The organism is Sphingopyxis terrae subsp. terrae NBRC 15098 (assembly GCF_001598815.1).
GTDB lineage: Bacteria > Pseudomonadota > Alphaproteobacteria > Sphingomonadales > Sphingomonadaceae > Sphingopyxis > Sphingopyxis terrae.
Window position 1 is genome coordinate 1 of the sequence record NZ_BCZQ01000046.1, and the last position, 13,441, is coordinate 13,441.

General features: G+C 60.9%; 18 protein-coding genes. 7 read left to right on the plus strand and 11 right to left on the minus strand.

What is annotated here, in order from left to right; genetic code table 11:
• A partial coding sequence (locus STE01S_RS18940; RefSeq protein ID WP_174531837.1) for a transposase occupies positions 1–218 on the minus strand: 218 nt, incomplete at its 3' end.
• Positions 219–881: 663 nt separating this feature from the next.
• Positions 882–1,379: a helix-turn-helix transcriptional regulator gene (locus tag STE01S_RS18945; protein WP_062770776.1), complete on the minus strand. Its 498-nt coding sequence runs from the start codon at positions 1,377–1,379 to the stop codon at positions 882–884.
• 152 nt (positions 1,380–1,531) lie between these two features.
• On the opposite strand from STE01S_RS18945, the gene STE01S_RS18950 reads away from it, so the two are divergent.
• Together STE01S_RS18950 and STE01S_RS18955 are read left to right on the plus strand one after the other, a co-directional pair.
• Positions 1,532–2,623 carry a sensor histidine kinase gene (locus STE01S_RS18950; RefSeq protein ID WP_062770778.1) on the plus strand — a complete coding sequence of 364 codons (1,092 nt, stop codon included), beginning with the start codon at positions 1,532–1,534 and terminating at the stop codon, positions 2,621–2,623.
• Positions 2,620–3,393: a LytR/AlgR family response regulator transcription factor gene (locus STE01S_RS18955; RefSeq protein ID WP_062770780.1), complete on the plus strand. Its 774-nt coding sequence runs from the start codon at positions 2,620–2,622 to the stop codon at positions 3,391–3,393. Before STE01S_RS18950 ends, STE01S_RS18955 begins: the two co-directional genes overlap by 4 nt.
• An 18-nt stretch (positions 3,394–3,411) precedes the next feature.
• Here the strand turns inward: STE01S_RS18955 and STE01S_RS18960 are convergent, their stop codons facing one another.
• Positions 3,412–4,155, minus strand: coding sequence for a hypothetical protein (locus STE01S_RS18960; protein ID WP_062770782.1), 744 nt, complete (start codon positions 4,153–4,155; stop codon positions 3,412–3,414).
• Here STE01S_RS18960 and STE01S_RS18965 point away from each other — a divergent pair.
• The gene (locus STE01S_RS18965; RefSeq protein ID WP_162928359.1) at positions 4,154–4,813 is read left to right on the plus strand and encodes a hypothetical protein; all 660 of its coding nucleotides are present in this window, start codon (positions 4,154–4,156) and stop codon (positions 4,811–4,813) included. The two genes, STE01S_RS18960 and STE01S_RS18965, sit on opposite strands and share 2 nt — an antisense overlap.
• Positions 4,810–5,070: a hypothetical protein gene (locus STE01S_RS18970; RefSeq protein ID WP_003046618.1), complete on the plus strand. Its 261-nt coding sequence runs from the start codon at positions 4,810–4,812 to the stop codon at positions 5,068–5,070. The genes STE01S_RS18965 and STE01S_RS18970 overlap by 4 nt, the downstream gene beginning before the upstream one ends.
• 88 nt (positions 5,071–5,158) lie before the next feature.
• Here the strand turns inward: STE01S_RS18970 and STE01S_RS18975 are convergent, their stop codons facing one another.
• Positions 5,159–5,644, minus strand: a complete 486-nt coding sequence (locus STE01S_RS18975) for an ankyrin repeat domain-containing protein (RefSeq protein WP_162928360.1) — start codon at positions 5,642–5,644, stop codon at positions 5,159–5,161.
• A 453-nt stretch (positions 5,645–6,097) separates the two neighbouring features.
• Between STE01S_RS18975 and STE01S_RS21070 the strand changes: the two genes are divergently transcribed.
• Positions 6,098–6,280, plus strand: a complete 183-nt coding sequence (locus STE01S_RS21070) for a DUF4189 domain-containing protein (protein ID WP_218017012.1) — start codon at positions 6,098–6,100, stop codon at positions 6,278–6,280.
• Positions 6,281–6,327: 47 nt separating this feature from the next.
• Here STE01S_RS21070 and STE01S_RS18980 read toward each other — a convergent pair whose 3' ends face one another.
• A complete protein-coding gene (locus STE01S_RS18980) occupies positions 6,328–7,827 on the minus strand; it encodes a DUF4189 domain-containing protein (protein ID WP_162928361.1) in 1,500 nt (499 codons plus the stop codon).
• On the minus strand, positions 7,748–8,278 hold the full coding sequence (locus tag STE01S_RS18985) for an RrF2 family transcriptional regulator (protein WP_062770790.1): 531 nt from the start codon (positions 8,276–8,278) through the stop codon (positions 7,748–7,750). The genes STE01S_RS18980 and STE01S_RS18985 overlap by 80 nt, the downstream gene beginning before the upstream one ends.
• 62 nt (positions 8,279–8,340) lie before the next feature.
• On the opposite strand from STE01S_RS18985, the gene STE01S_RS18990 reads away from it, so the two are divergent.
• Entirely contained in the window at positions 8,341–8,964 is a 624-nt protein-coding gene (locus STE01S_RS18990; RefSeq protein ID WP_062770792.1) for a hypothetical protein, read from the plus strand.
• A gap of 227 nt (positions 8,965–9,191) precedes the next feature.
• Here the strand turns inward: STE01S_RS18990 and STE01S_RS21075 are convergent, their stop codons facing one another.
• From STE01S_RS21075 to STE01S_RS19005, 3 genes are read right to left on the minus strand one after another with little or no spacing between them, the layout of a single operon-like run.
• The gene (locus STE01S_RS21075; protein WP_082813441.1) at positions 9,192–9,764 is read right to left on the minus strand and encodes an RNA polymerase sigma factor; all 573 of its coding nucleotides are present in this window, start codon (positions 9,762–9,764) and stop codon (positions 9,192–9,194) included.
• The gene (locus STE01S_RS19000; protein ID WP_082813442.1) at positions 9,758–10,267 is read right to left on the minus strand and encodes a sigma-70 family RNA polymerase sigma factor; all 510 of its coding nucleotides are present in this window, start codon (positions 10,265–10,267) and stop codon (positions 9,758–9,760) included. The genes STE01S_RS21075 and STE01S_RS19000 overlap by 7 nt, the downstream gene beginning before the upstream one ends.
• Positions 10,264–10,758, minus strand: a complete 495-nt coding sequence (locus tag STE01S_RS19005) for a hypothetical protein (RefSeq protein ID WP_255266029.1) — start codon at positions 10,756–10,758, stop codon at positions 10,264–10,266. The genes STE01S_RS19000 and STE01S_RS19005 overlap by 4 nt, the downstream gene beginning before the upstream one ends.
• 318 nt (positions 10,759–11,076) lie before the next feature.
• On the opposite strand from STE01S_RS19005, the gene STE01S_RS19010 reads away from it, so the two are divergent.
• Positions 11,077–12,033: a hypothetical protein gene (locus STE01S_RS19010; RefSeq protein ID WP_062770796.1), complete on the plus strand. Its 957-nt coding sequence runs from the start codon at positions 11,077–11,079 to the stop codon at positions 12,031–12,033.
• A 15-nt stretch (positions 12,034–12,048) separates the two neighbouring features.
• Here the strand turns inward: STE01S_RS19010 and STE01S_RS19015 are convergent, their stop codons facing one another.
• Complete coding sequence (locus STE01S_RS19015; RefSeq protein ID WP_062770798.1) at positions 12,049–12,969, minus strand: nucleotidyltransferase and HEPN domain-containing protein; 921 nt, start codon at positions 12,967–12,969, stop codon at positions 12,049–12,051.
• A gap of 265 nt (positions 12,970–13,234) precedes the next feature.
• On the minus strand, positions 13,235–13,441 hold a 207-nt coding region (locus STE01S_RS19020; protein WP_255266030.1), incomplete at its 5' end, for a zincin-like metallopeptidase domain-containing protein.

Below are 13,441 nucleotides of genomic sequence, written 5' to 3' on the forward strand. Positions count from 1 at the left end.
AGGTTCAGCGTGCCTACCCGGGTATCCAGCGAACGGTCGCGATAGCCGTTGCGCCAGGTCGCGCGCTCGCTGCTGCGTTCGTGGCGACCCGCGCCGATCAGGCCATCAACGTCGGCCTCCATGATCAGCTGCAGCACGTTCTCGGCGATGGTGCGCAAAAAATCCGGTTGGCCGCCCTTCGCAGCAAGCTCTTCGATCAGTAATCTGTCCTCGGTCATCGGGAACTCCTCTTCGTCACGGTTGAAGTGTGCAAACTCCACCATAACGATGAACCCGGTGGCCACCAGCGACGCCGCATTCCGGGGTGGGGCATGCCCCACCCCGGAATACACCATCGCCTACACCGGAAATTACACCACGAGCGCGGACGCTAACGATGATGGCCGAACTAGAGGGGCGGGACGTCTTATTGCAACGAAACCGATGTACCGGTTCTTGCACAAATGCACCGGTACAATCTAATTGTCTCATTAGTATAGAAGATACATGAGAAACATTGATATTATATCGGTAAAATACCGTGAAAGAGAACCAGTTCATTGATATATTTGAACCAGTTTACATTATCCGTTTTAGAAATTTCCGCGGTTGATTAACATCAGATCGTGATCAGATATCCCGGTTCGGTCACAAAGCAGGCTTTACCTGCTGCACGACGCCCGGAATCCCAGGTGGTCCCTCACCATTGGATTCCGGGCGTCTGCTATTTCTACAGCCTATTAGGAGGACTCGCCTGATGGCGAGCGCGAAGAACCAGCCGCCGCGTGGCCACAGGCGTACCGGTTCAATTGGCTGCGATGACAACGTCCCGCAACTCGGCGAAGCAGCCGCGGTAGGGAAAGGAATATGCAATGGCCATCGCGGTCCGGCGACATCGCGATCTATTCGGGCGAGATAAAGCCGTCATAATATGGAGCGAGCCGTTTCACGGCCCCGCGTCGCGTCGGCGTGCCCAGCATCCGGAGCAATTGCGACACATGATTGCGCACGGTGAAATGCGAAAGGCCGAGCTCGCGGGCGATTGCCTTGTTCGAAAGCCCCTGCACGAGCAGCGCAGCAACGTCCTGCTGCCGCCCGGTCAGCGCGGGCAATCCGCCCGCAGCCGACCGTCCTGTCGGCGGGGCAGCGCGATCGACCCGTACGGCAGCCGGAAGAATCTGCAACTTTGCGCCTTCGGGCAACAGCGCGGCAACCCGGCGTATAAATTGGAAATCATCCGTCTCGACGAGGAATCGGACCGCCTCGCCCGCAGGAAGCCCCGCTTCCGCACGCCCCGGCGCGCGAGCGCTGTCGGGCACGCGGCCGCCGGCCGAGGCCGCTACGCCATTGCGCACGACGGGGGTCGCCGACATTGCCGATATTGGCTGCATATCGCTCATGCCATCCGAACTAAGTGGTTGCCGGGGCATGCTGGATACTATTTCCTATGGACAGCACGCGGCGTCGGATTATCGGCACCGGCTTTCTGCCAATGGCTGCTGGCGACCGACGAACGACACGCAGCATCGCGCGGGGATAAGGGGCCAATATCATGATCGATCATGAAAATGCGGGAGCGTTCGACGAACGCGGCACGCTTCCTCGCAGTCTCAAGCGTGCGACGATCTGGCTCATCATTGGCTATTGGTTCGCGATGTTTCTCGTCGACAGCCTGTTCAGCGTCGTCCTCAACATCGATCCGATCGAATCGGCGCCTTACAAGCTCTATGTCTATGCCATCATCGGGGCGCTCGGTTACCGATTGGCGATCTTCCTTTTCCATCGACGGAGCGGGAACTTCCTTCCCAAAGCGCTGTGGGGGATCGCGTTTGCCGCAATCATGGCGCCGGTCGCCGCGGCGCTTGATTTCATCAACGGCATGATCTGCCTCTATCCCCAACCGATAAAGTTCGATCCGGAGTATACCGGCATCGTCCTGATAACCAGCTTTTGCCAGATATTGGGATGGTGCGCGCTTCACACCGCCTTGCTCTACAGCTTCGAAGTAGGAGATCGCGAACGACGCCTAGCGGCGGCGCGTGAAGAAGCCCTCGAGGCAAAGATGACGGCGCTTCGCTATCAGATCAGCCCGCATTTTCTTTTCAACACGTTGAATTCCATAGCCGGCCTGATCGAGGAAGGCGCTGCGACGCAGGCCGAACGGATGGTATTGTCACTATCGACCTTCCTGCGTTCGACACTGGAACTCGACCCCGTCCACGATGTCCCGCTACGCGAAGAGATCGCCCTTCAGCGCGAGTATCTGGGCATCGAAGGCACACGCTTTTCGGATCGCATGGCCGTCAGCATCGCCATTGACGATGAAGCGGGCGGCGCGCTGGTCCCCAGCCTGATCCTGCAGCCACTGATCGAAAATGCGGTCAAGCACGGCGTCGGGCGATCGGCCGGCCCAGTCGAAATTGCGGTCAGCGCTACGCGGCGCGACGAAGCGCTGGAGATCGTCGTCGAAAACGACGTCGCGGCGGATGACGGACGACCCCGGCCGCCGGGCATGGGCATGGGCCTGAAGAATGTCGCGGATCGCTTGCGCGCGCGCTTTCGCGAGCAAGGGTCGCTATCGTCAGAGATCACGGCGGATGGTCGCTTTCGCGCGGCAATCGCGCTGCCCTGGCGGCCCGCATGACCGAAATGTCGGTTCTGGTCATCGACGACGAGCCGCTGGCGCGCAGGCGTATTCTACGCCTCCTCGCCAAATATCCGTGGGTCGGACGCGTGGACGAAGCCGCCAATGTCGCGCAAGCGGTGGCGATTGTCGCGGCACGCCCGCCCGACATCATGCTGCTCGACATCCAGATGCCGGGCGGCGACGGCTTCGACATATTGGCGGCAGTTGCCGAGGCTCCCCCAGCCGTCGTCTTCGTCACTGCGTTCGACCATCATGCGCTGCGCGCGTTCGAAAACAATGCCGTCGATTATGTGACCAAGCCAATCGAACCGGGACGATTCCATCTGGCCATCGAGCGCGCCCGCGCGGCGGCGGGCGCGCGCCTGCAGTCGGACCGCATCGCCGAACTGCAGGAAACGCTGCATGCGCTCAAGCAGGCGCTCGGCCGGGAAAACCGCAAAAACGGCGAGTTTTGGGTTCGCACTCATGGCGAATATCTGCGCATTCCGGCCGACGACATCATCCGCTTCCAAGCCGATCGCGACTATGTGCGCCTGCACATCGCCGATGGCGACTATCTCTATCAAGAGAGCCTCGCCTCTCTCGAACGCCGGCTCGATCCTGCGCGGTTCCTGCGCATCCATCGCAGCACGATCGTGCAGCGCTCCGCAATCGAACGCATCAAGCAGATGCCGTTCGCCTCCCTCGTCGCGGTGCTGACCGACGGCACCGAAGTACGCGTCGGCCGCACCTACACCGCCGCCATTCGCAGCGCCCTCAGCGCCTGATCCGAAACGAGCAAAGCGTCACATGACCGAGGCGTCGTAAACCAACCCGACTTCGCGGCCGTCGCTGTCTATCGCAATCAGTGCCGTCCAATCCTCTCCGGCCTCCGGCCCCAGGCTGACGAACTGGCTGTCGCGCACGTCGGTTATCCGATATTCGCCAGAGGCGATCCTGCAGCGAGCCGCGGCAAATGCCCGGTCGCGCGATTTGATCTGCTGCGGATCGGCAGCGCCAGGTTCGCGCCCCGGGACGATAGCCTGGATCAGCTTTTGCGCATCGGCGGGCGACGGGCACAGATAGAGCCGGTTGCCCTGCCGGTCGATCAACCGACCGCCCGGTGCATGGAGTTGCATCCACCGGGCAAAATAAGTGCGGGGAAACTGGTCGTTTACCCCTTCATCGACGAGCCCGATTACGGCGGTCCCATCGGGGCGGGTCGCACGATAGAGCAGTTGCGTCCCGCCGGAGGTTCCGATCAGGCGCCGCCCCAGAATCTCGACGATCTGCAACGGGCCGCTCTTCTGTTCGCACCCCGTTGCTTTCAGCCCGTCGAAAAAACGGTAGATGTCGAAGCCTCCCGCGGCGGTCGCAGTGTAATAATCTTCGAACATGCGCCGGCCCGCGGCCTCGTCCGGGCAGATCACCGTACTTTCTTCGGCAGGAATATCCCGCTGCGTCGGCAGTGGTTCGGCGGCCGCCGATGCGGTCTGCGCCAAAAGATACGCGGCGATCGACAGGATCGCGAGGGCAAGGATTCGGGTCATGCAGTCAATTTGGCGGCGGGCGCGCCCGGGGCGAAGCGAAACGATGTACCGGTGCACGCCAACGCTTGTTGGCGGCGGTCTGCGGCGCGATCACCATTGCTGCGACGACAGTTCGCCGGAAAGCGCCCGACTCCCGGGCCGCTCGCGAGTGATCGCCCCAAGGCTGGACATGGCGCAACGTCGATATCATTTGGGAATAGCCGCCCTCGGCCTGGCGGCGGCTGCACCCGGCCAGGCCGTTCTGGCAAGCGGCGTCATGCCGATCCTGGCCCTGCCGCAAAGCTATGAAACCCATGCGGCTTGTGTCGCGGCGCTCGAAGAGGTCTATGCCGAAGATCTGAAACAGGTGCTAGCGCGGACGACGGACGCCGACGGTCGCACCTTGGAACGCACCCTGTCGACCAAGGGGATCGAGCGCATCGACGATAATCGGACGCGCTACGAGGCGCTGCTTTGGTTCCACAATGGCGGGCTTCGGATCGATCTGCAGCAAACCGAAACGAGCCACAGTTTCGAGCATCGCATCCGGACCTGCGACGGCGCGGTCATGACCATGTCGGGCGAAGTCGGCTACACGCTCAGCACCTTCGATCCGATTGACTCGCCACCGCCGCAGCAAACGCAACCGGGCGCCCCCCATGAACCGGAGCGACCATGAACGACCCGCAAAATACGTCGCCCGGAAAGAAGCGTGCCCGCATCCTGTCGGCGCTGTTCATCGGGCTGTTTGTGCTGTGGCAGATCGCCGCAACCGAGTGGCGCGTCTACAAGCTACGGGCGGCCGGATTTGGTCAGGTGGTGATCGACAGTACCCGCGATCACGCTTATTTTCCGCTGGCGGGAGCGCTGATTGGCGCAGCGGTTTTCATCGGCGCGGGGGCGATGATCAAAAGACTGTTCTTCAAGAAAAAATAATAAATATCCCTCCAGCAGGCAGACGGCCGCGCTGGATTGCGCAACGATCGTCGTCCGCCGACTACCGTCGGGGCAGCCCCGCCTGTCGTCAGTGGAGGGCGCCCTCTGCACTGTCGCGCTGCGCGACCCAATCGACCACCGCGCGCTTTCCCGTACGGGCATAGGGCGTGAGCAGATCATCGCTCATCAAATCGAGATACGTCCGAAAGGTTCGCCCTTGCGCATTGCGGATGTCCGGTCGCGCACCCGCCTTGAGCAGATCCAGCGCAATCCATGGTTGATTTGTCTGCGCGGCGATATGCAGCGCCGTATTACCGACATGATCGGGTCGGTCGAGACCGGCCCCGGCGGCGATCAGAACCCCGACCTGATCGCGCCGTCCCGCCAGAATAGCCGTTTCCAGAGGCGAATGCCCTGTCGCACGGTCGGGAAGGTCAGGATCGACGCCATATGTAAGCAACCGTCGCAAGGCCGACGGATTGCAAGCGCGGATGACCGCCTCAATAGACACGCCGCGCGCGCAATTGCTCGCTGCGTGATCATAGGGCGACGCGGCACAGGCCGAGCTGAACAAAATTAGTGCGACCCAGCCGAGAAGCCGTGCATGCGTTCGCGTGCTTTTCGGACTGCAGGCATCCATCGCCCGACGCTAACATCCCGATCCCGATCACCGGGACAGTCTTACGACACCGGTACATTTTCGCCGCGAACGACGGCCCCGCGAACGACGGCCCCGCGAACCGGCGCGATCGTCCAATCCGCCCGGATATGTACCGGTATGCCCGCGCGCTTGCCGGTGATCCATATTTCCTGCCTTAACATACCGAAATGAAATGGATTACGTCGATCCTGCTCGCGAGCCTGTTCACGCCGGTCGCCGCGGCGTGCGACCAACCCGAAGCACGCTGGGGCGCAATAGCGCTTGGCGGCAACGGCTTCGGCGTGGTTCGGAGCCGGGAGAGCGAAGCCGCCGCTGCCGCAGGTGCGATACGTCAATGCGAGGAAAGCGGCGGCAGGCGAATGTCGGGTGCGCCTGACCTATCGAAACCAATGCGCCGCTTATGCGTCGGGGGACGACCGGCAAGTCGGAATCGCTTATGCCGCGACCATGGCCGCTGCGAACCGATTGGCGATGCGCAGTTGCAATGAGGCGGCGCAGCATTGCCAGATACAATATGCGGCGTGCAGCACCGCATCATCCTTCAACTGACACCCTCCGCTAAAGGACGCACGGTCCAGCGTTTGCTCGGGTAGCAGCTATTCAACGTCGATTCGTCCTGTAGAAGGCAGGCGGGAATCGATGATGGTTACAATCCGGCAATCAAGGGATTGCGCCGCACAGTCTTTTGCGACCACCTTCGCAGGATCGTTCGACCAAGCCGTCCAGAGCACATGTACGGCTCCGGTTGCGTCGACGTATAGCGCCACCTTGCTGTTCGAGGACCAGGACGCGACCTCGCACTCATCTTTGGTTTCGGCGTGACAGGAAGCCAGTGCCGCCTTTTTCGCGCTGTCCATATCCTTCGCGCCGGACACCGACCACACCGAATTGCGCCACGGTGCCTTGCCGCCCTTGGTCCAGCTTTGCGCGGTAAACCAGGGCTTGCCGAAGGCCTCGGGATCGTACCGCAAGGCCTGCTCCGCAACCAGGTCGAAAAAGCCGGCCTCCCGGCATCGCTTGTACGTTTTTCGGCAGAAATCGAGCGCGCGTTTCTGGGCAGCCGCGACCGAGGATGCGCTGGCCGCGCCACCCATCACGCCATCGCCCATCGTCAGGGCAATATAGACGTCGGAACCAGCCAGCTTGACGCTGCAAGTCTTGCCGCTGTCGGCCTGGCACCGCGCAACCACATCGGACGCCGCCTTATCCGGCGAAGGTCGCCCGCCCACGATCCAGACCTCGCGCGTCGGCGCAGCATCGGCTCCGCCATCAGGCCAGGCGAGCGCCCCGTAACGGCGATGCGGATCGTTCACAGGGCCATAGATTCGGGGCGATTCGGGCACATTCTGACCGGAGGGCGCGATCAAGGCTGGCGCCGTGGCCCACTGGATTTCCTCACACTCGTCGTTTGCCTCCCTGCAATATTTCGCCATGGCCTTTTCGGCTTTGCCTTTATCCGCTCCGGACATGGCATAAAGATCGCCCTCGACCCCGCGTGAGATCACAAGCGCGCCATTGGCACCGCCGGCGGCCGTCGTGCACCCCGATCCCATTGCCGCATTGCAGGCCGCCAGCGCCGCCCGATCGGCGCGCGTTCGATTCGAATAGCCGGTGACGAGCCAGGCCCAGCTTGAATCGCGATGCCAGGCGGCCGCATAATAATTGTCATAAGCCGACCTCGTCGGCTGTTGCGGCTCTTCCTCAGCGCCGCCATCGTCGTAGCCGGGGATCGGCGCGCACCCTTGCCATCCGCCCGTGCCGCCGCCGATCGGGAAAAATCCGTCGGGACAGCCGCCTTCGGCATGCGCTGCCGGAGACATGAAACCGAAAAGGATCGCCGCGCATAGCGCAGGAAAAATCCGGCTGATCCAAGGTTTCCAGTCCATGACGTGCGTCATCGCTCCCGACTTCCCTGATGCCTGCATGTCGTTGTTGGATAACGGCTGAGGCCGGCAAGGCGATTGCGGATATGTACCGGTACAGGTTCGACGCACTTGCCCTCCATCGCACGACAGTTCAAAAATCCTGCATCGAGCCGCCGCCGGATCGAATGGGCAGCGCAGTCGCGTTGGACTGGAGCCAGCCGAGGGCCGCACCGAGATCCATGTCGGATGCCCCGGTGCGGAGTTGCGCCACGATATCTTCGATCGAGATGGCGGCCAGATGGCCACGCCATGCCGCCTCTGCCGCCGCGAAAGCCGCCGCTATGCCGCAAGGAAGGCGGCATTCCGATCTGGGCCGCGCGCAAGGACCGCGCTGTCGTATTTCCGTGCAGCGGAAAGCGGGTGCCGGGCCTTCGATCGCCCGCACGACATCGTAAAGGCTAATCTCGGCCGGCGGCTTCGCGAGCGTATAGCCGCCCGTTGCCCCGCGGCTTGAACGAACGATGCCCGCCGCGCTCAGAAGCTGCATCTGCTTCGCCATATAGGGGGCCGCTACGCCGTGAAACGCAGCGAGCGCCGTCAGGCTCAGGCCGTGCTCGCGACCGAGCGGAGCCAGCAGGGTGCAGGCATGGATCGCCCATTCGATCCCTTGCGCCAGACGCATGATTGCGTTCTCCTCTTAATACGGATATTTTTTATCTGAATTGATTCGAGGGGGCAAGGACGATGATACGCAAACTCCATCGCTTGACCGGGATTATCCTGGCCGCTTTCATTGCAATCCATCTGATATCGCATCTGGCCGCGCTGCTTGGACCGGAGGCCCATCTCGCAGCGTTGCGCGCGGTGCGGCCGATTTACCGCAGCGCTCCGGTCGAGCCGCTCCTGCTCGCCGCGCTGCTCGGACAACTTGCCTTGGGCATGATGCTGGTTCGACAGCGAAGGCGGATCGGCATTGAGCCTGGTTGGGGAACGGCACAGATAGCGAGCGGCCTGTATGTGGCGCTGTTCATAACGATCCATGCAACGTCGGCGCTTTACGCCCGCTACGTCAATCATCTCGACACGAATTTCTGGTGGCCGGCCTCGACGCTCGCCCATCCCGGCCTGCGCTATTTCTTCTATCCCTATTATTTTATCGGTGTGATCGCGGTGTTCGTCCATTTGGCCGCGGCGCTGCACTACCGGGCGGCATCGACTGCACTAGTGAAGGGCCTGCTGATCGCCGGCCCGGTCATGGGCCTGCTCCTGCTCTCGGCATTCGGCGGCTGGACCCATAAGGTTGCGATACCGCCCGCCTATTCAAATGCGCTGGAGGCAAATTTGGGTTTGAAAAGCAACGCGCCATAGGTGCGCGGCCAACCGGCGCGACGCGATCGGGGACCACCCCTGAATGTCAAACCTGGGAATAAATGGAGGCCGAGCCGGAATCGAATAGATCAAGAATTCTGATTTTATTACAATTACATATTAAGTTCGTGCGGCGCGGATGCCCCCGATTAGGCCCCGAGAATTCTTTCCTTCAAAAGCAATCGAACCGATTCCCAAGTGCATTGCGCAGTAGTGGATGCGCGATGCTATTCCCGATGGGCGAGCACGACTCTGCGACACCGTGCGAGTGCGCGTCCGATATGCTTCTCGACGGCCTTATTGCTGATGCCAAGTTCGTCGGCGATATTCCGATATGTCATCCCGCGCAGGCGGTGCATCAGGAATATGCGCCGGGTCTTTCGAGACAAGGGGCGAAGCGCCCTCCGGTAAGACCTCCGCAATTCCATAACTTCAACATGCTGTTCCTGCTCGGGCGCTACGGGTGCATCGCAAGTTTCGTCGAACTGACATGCGATGCCTCCCTCGCGCATAATCTTGCGCGCTCGCTCGATCAGCAAATTATGCGCTATTCGCGCCAGATAGGGACGCGGATATTCGACCCGATCAAGCGCGCCGCTGCGAAGCAGCCGCGTGAAAGCTTCCTGCACGAGATCGGGCGCGGCATCACGCCCGATCCTCCTCCGGAAATAATGGAACAACCACCCTCGCTCGGCGCGATAGAAGGCAGCGAAATCAGTCCCCGAACCGGGCGAGGCAAGAGGTGCCCTCCGTTCTCGATCGGCGGCGCGTTCGCGCCCGACATATGCACCGGTCAACATTGCGCAACAGTCGCGGCGCGGCAGCGCGCGAAGGCCTGCACCATATGGTAATCGACGGTCGCGATGCTGATGCCGAGGTCCGCCGCGATCTCCTTGTAGCTCATGCGCTTCACTCGGCGCATCACGAATACACGCCGGGTCTTCGGCGGCATGGCCCGAACGGCCTGCCGATACAGACGAAACAGGTCGATCGCTTCGATCCGCCATGTCTGGCTGGCACGCGACGTCGCATCGCGCTCGTCGTCGAAGGGAAAGAAGAGCGGCATCCCTCGCTGTTTCCGGCGAGCGCGATCAATCAGCAGGTTGCGGGTGATCCGCGACAGATAGGCGGCTGGGTTCTCCACGCGGCCCAGCGCCTCGCTTCGCAGAAAGCGCGCGAACACCTCCTGCGCCAGATCGGGCGCCTCGTTGGAGCCGACCCGGCGCCGCAGTTTACGCAGCAGGCGCCGATACTCGGTGCGATATAAGTCCTCGAAGGCGGCGGTCGAAGCGGGCGCAGTCATGGCCGCGCTCCCTTGCGTTCGCGCTCGTTGAGCGGCGCATCGCGTGAGGCCCGGTAAAGGGTGATACCTGCTTCGATCCGATCGAGGATGAAAGTGTCACGCTCGGCCTTGGCGATGCGAATGTCGGTGCGGGAATAGAGTTCGAGGCTGACCGCGCAACGATCGCCAAGCTCGCTGTCGATGATTTCGCGGGCGCGGGTCCAGCAACATTCCTCTTTGAAGAGCGGATGTTTGACCACGATCCACAATTCGTAATCGGAAAAGTTGATCGTCTCGTCGTCTTCATACCACGACCTTCGCGCATACGGGCCGATCAGGATGATCCGCCTGATCTGCCCCGGCTCGGGGGCCTGCACTTGATCGGGATTGAAGAAGGCGCGCAGGATGCGCGTGATGCGCTCGATCTCGCCCTGCTTGCGGCGGATGAGATGATCGACGCGCGCCATCACGACTTCGCGCGCGTATAAGTCCTTCGGTGTCGGGGTAGTCATTTGCAGCTCGCACAGTGGCGGTCCGCGCAATCGCGCGCGAATGTGCAAGCGGTGTCCGCTGTGCGCCGCTAAAGCGGCCTACAGCAACTGCCCGACCCTTGGCCGGACCTGCATGATGCTGGCAGGACGATCCTTGGGATGGCCGCCAGTCACTCCATCCCGTGACGACGATTATGCCAGTATCCCGAGTTTACGACAAGTCGAGAGACTGGAATGGATGAAACAAAAAGTCATTGCTCGGACCGACTGATTGCAGCTGTTAACGGATGTGCATCTATGAGGCTCGTCTAAGCATCCTTCGGCGGGAGCAAGGTTGAAATGACGAAGATATCGCTTGGCGTCCTCGTACTGATGATTGCTGGTAATCTCGTGTGGGATAAACCGGCGATGGCTCGCTTGACGCCGGAAGATGAAGCCGCTGTGCCCCTAGAAATTTTCAAAGCCTATGCCGATGTGGGTCGGCACAGGCTATATGTTTGCCCGAGAAGTTCATTGAAGAAAGCGGATCGTCAGCTAGTCGATCTCAGGGAGAAGATCAGGCTTCGGTATCGTCTGGATTTCGACAGCATGCAGGACGATGAGCAGATTGTCATACCGACTCATTGCCCCTCGCCGGGCTCAATCCCCGATTTCCACAAGCATGCGAAAGCCTATGCGATAGCGGTCAATCAACTCGAAGAGGTGGTAAGTCGCTATCCCTCCCCCGTAGACGAGGAGTTGGAGCAGGAAAATGCCGCGACGCGTTTCCTGATACTCAAGGTGTTGAATCGCATCGAAGCCAGAAGGGTGTTTCCTGTTTGTATCAATGGCGGGTTACTAGGTGTCGACGCCCAAGATTTGGAGAGACTGAAGAGGGAAACCGTGGAGACGAGCGTCGGCCCGGTGGATGAGGATCGTCGTGCCCAGATTCGATCGCTTTTTTTCACAAAGAAGGCGCCCGGTTTGCCAGCGCGTAAATTTGATCCAACGCGGCTCGCTTGGGGAAAAATGAGAGTGAGGCCCGCCACAGTGGACGAGTGCAGCAGTCACTTAACTTATCGCATCCACCGACCGCTTATACGGAACGACCGCGCCATTCTTTCAGGAATTAACGTGCATTCCAGCGGCTCGACGGAGTTCGTTGTTGTTGCAGAAAAATCGGACGGCGAATGGGCGATGAATTATTACCGCCCTTTCGGCGGCTATTTGGAAGGGCGGCCGATAAAGATTCTACAGGGTGTGCCGCTAGGCGGCGCCAACGACCAATTCTATTTGCTCGAGGGCCCTCAACCGTAGGATTGCCAGTCTGACTTATCCGCGCGCGGCCTTTTCAAGTTCGGCGATTTTGTCAGTACAAACTTGATGGACGACGCGTCCGAGTTCCTCGACGCGTTCGCCAAGCCAAGTCAGTTCTTCCTCGCTGATCTTGTAATGCTTCGAATAGCGGGCTTTTGTGTAGGCCTCCTTCAACTTCTGGAACATTGCCCGTTCGCTGCGATGGGCCTCGGGCCAGATACCGTAGAGGCGGCGGTCGAGCCCCTCAGCGAGTGAACGGAGGAAGGCGATATTATGGTTGTATGGCGTGTAGAATGTCAGCGTCAGAAGCAGACCTTGGTAAAGGCTCTCTGTGGCTTGATGCAGCAGGAACGCCGCTCGCTTCCAATCCCCTTCGGCCATGCAGAAGCGAAATACCTTTTGGAAGCCGGCGGCATTGGGCAGCCACTCCTCGAAGTAGTCTTTTGCCGTATCCAGCGCCTGTTGAGGCGTTTTGGGCTTGGGCGTTGTTAATTCACTTCCGTCCACCTCGTAAATCGCGATCCCATCGTTCGCGACCTCCATGAAGAAGACGCGACCATGCGCAAGCCCATCGTTCACCTCGTGCAGCGAATGAACAATGAAATTGACCGGCGTGCGCAGCGTCTTCTCGATCGTGTAAGCGCGGATCAGCCGTTCCTCAGCCTTCGCCCAATAGGCGGCGCGGTCGGTCAGCTCCTTCTGGCTGACGATAACGAGGATGTCGTAGTCGGATTTATACTGGTTCGCCGATGTCGGCGCATCGACCCAATTGCCGCGCGCATAGCTGCCGAACAGGATAATCTTGAGTATGCGCGCGCCCTTGCGCGGGCCGGTCGCATTTTCCGTTGCCGTGCCGAATTCGTCGAAGATGATCGCGACGATGCGCTCAAGCTCGCGCTGCTTCGCGGCAGGAAGATGATCGATGTCGGTGCGCATAGACCTGCGAATCTTCGAGCAATCGCCGACCATTAGCAAGAGTTATCGCGACCCGTTCCTGTGACACGGCGTCCCCTAGAAATCGGAAATTGACGCAGCGGCTACCCTACGCTGCTCTGACCCAGACCGGACGCAGTGGCGAGAGTATAGAAGGCAAGGAAAAGGATTTCAGGCCGCGACCGAAGGGAGCGGCCCGCACATGGGATCGGGTGGGCGGGCAAACAAAGTGGCCGCCCCGGACAGGGGCAGCCTCGCCGATCGGCGGCTATGCCGCCTCTTTCGCCTCCTCGGGGTTCGCCAGTTGATGAAGATAGGCAACGGCGCGCTCGGCATGGGCGGCGGCCTGCACGATGGCGCGCGTGTCGTTTTGCAGCACCTTGATCCAGCTCGCGATGTAGCTGGCATGATCGGGGCGCGGCTCGATGCAAAGCCCAAGGTCGGCGGCAAGGAAAGCGGCGCCCAGCTCGGCAAC

What these genes read in the sequence shown, in the direction of transcription:
- STE01S_RS18945 (WP_062770776.1), bottom strand. Translation starts at nt 1,379, where the DNA reads ATGAGCGATATGCAGCCAATATCGGCAATGTCGGCGACCCCCGTCGTG.
- STE01S_RS18950 (WP_062770778.1), top strand. Translation starts at nt 1,532, where the DNA reads ATGATCGATCATGAAAATGCGGGAGCGTTCGACGAACGCGGCACGCTT.
- STE01S_RS18955 (WP_062770780.1), top strand. Translation starts at nt 2,620, where the DNA reads ATGACCGAAATGTCGGTTCTGGTCATCGACGACGAGCCGCTGGCGCGC.
- STE01S_RS18965 (WP_162928359.1), top strand. Translation starts at nt 4,154, where the DNA reads ATGCAGTCAATTTGGCGGCGGGCGCGCCCGGGGCGAAGCGAAACGATG.
- STE01S_RS18960 (WP_062770782.1), bottom strand. Translation starts at nt 4,155, where the DNA reads ATGACCCGAATCCTTGCCCTCGCGATCCTGTCGATCGCCGCGTATCTT.
- STE01S_RS18970 (WP_003046618.1), top strand. Translation starts at nt 4,810, where the DNA reads ATGAACGACCCGCAAAATACGTCGCCCGGAAAGAAGCGTGCCCGCATC.
- STE01S_RS18985 (WP_062770790.1), bottom strand. Translation starts at nt 8,278, where the DNA reads ATGCGTCTGGCGCAAGGGATCGAATGGGCGATCCATGCCTGCACCCTG.
- STE01S_RS18990 (WP_062770792.1), top strand. Translation starts at nt 8,341, where the DNA reads ATGATACGCAAACTCCATCGCTTGACCGGGATTATCCTGGCCGCTTTC.
- STE01S_RS21075 (WP_082813441.1), bottom strand. Translation starts at nt 9,764, where the DNA reads ATGTTGACCGGTGCATATGTCGGGCGCGAACGCGCCGCCGATCGAGAA.
- STE01S_RS19000 (WP_082813442.1), bottom strand. Translation starts at nt 10,267, where the DNA reads ATGACTGCGCCCGCTTCGACCGCCGCCTTCGAGGACTTATATCGCACC.
- STE01S_RS19005 (WP_255266029.1), bottom strand. Translation starts at nt 10,758, where the DNA reads ATGACTACCCCGACACCGAAGGACTTATACGCGCGCGAAGTCGTGATG.
- STE01S_RS19010 (WP_062770796.1), top strand. Translation starts at nt 11,077, where the DNA reads ATGACGAAGATATCGCTTGGCGTCCTCGTACTGATGATTGCTGGTAAT.
- STE01S_RS19015 (WP_062770798.1), bottom strand. Translation starts at nt 12,969, where the DNA reads ATGCGCACCGACATCGATCATCTTCCTGCCGCGAAGCAGCGCGAGCTT.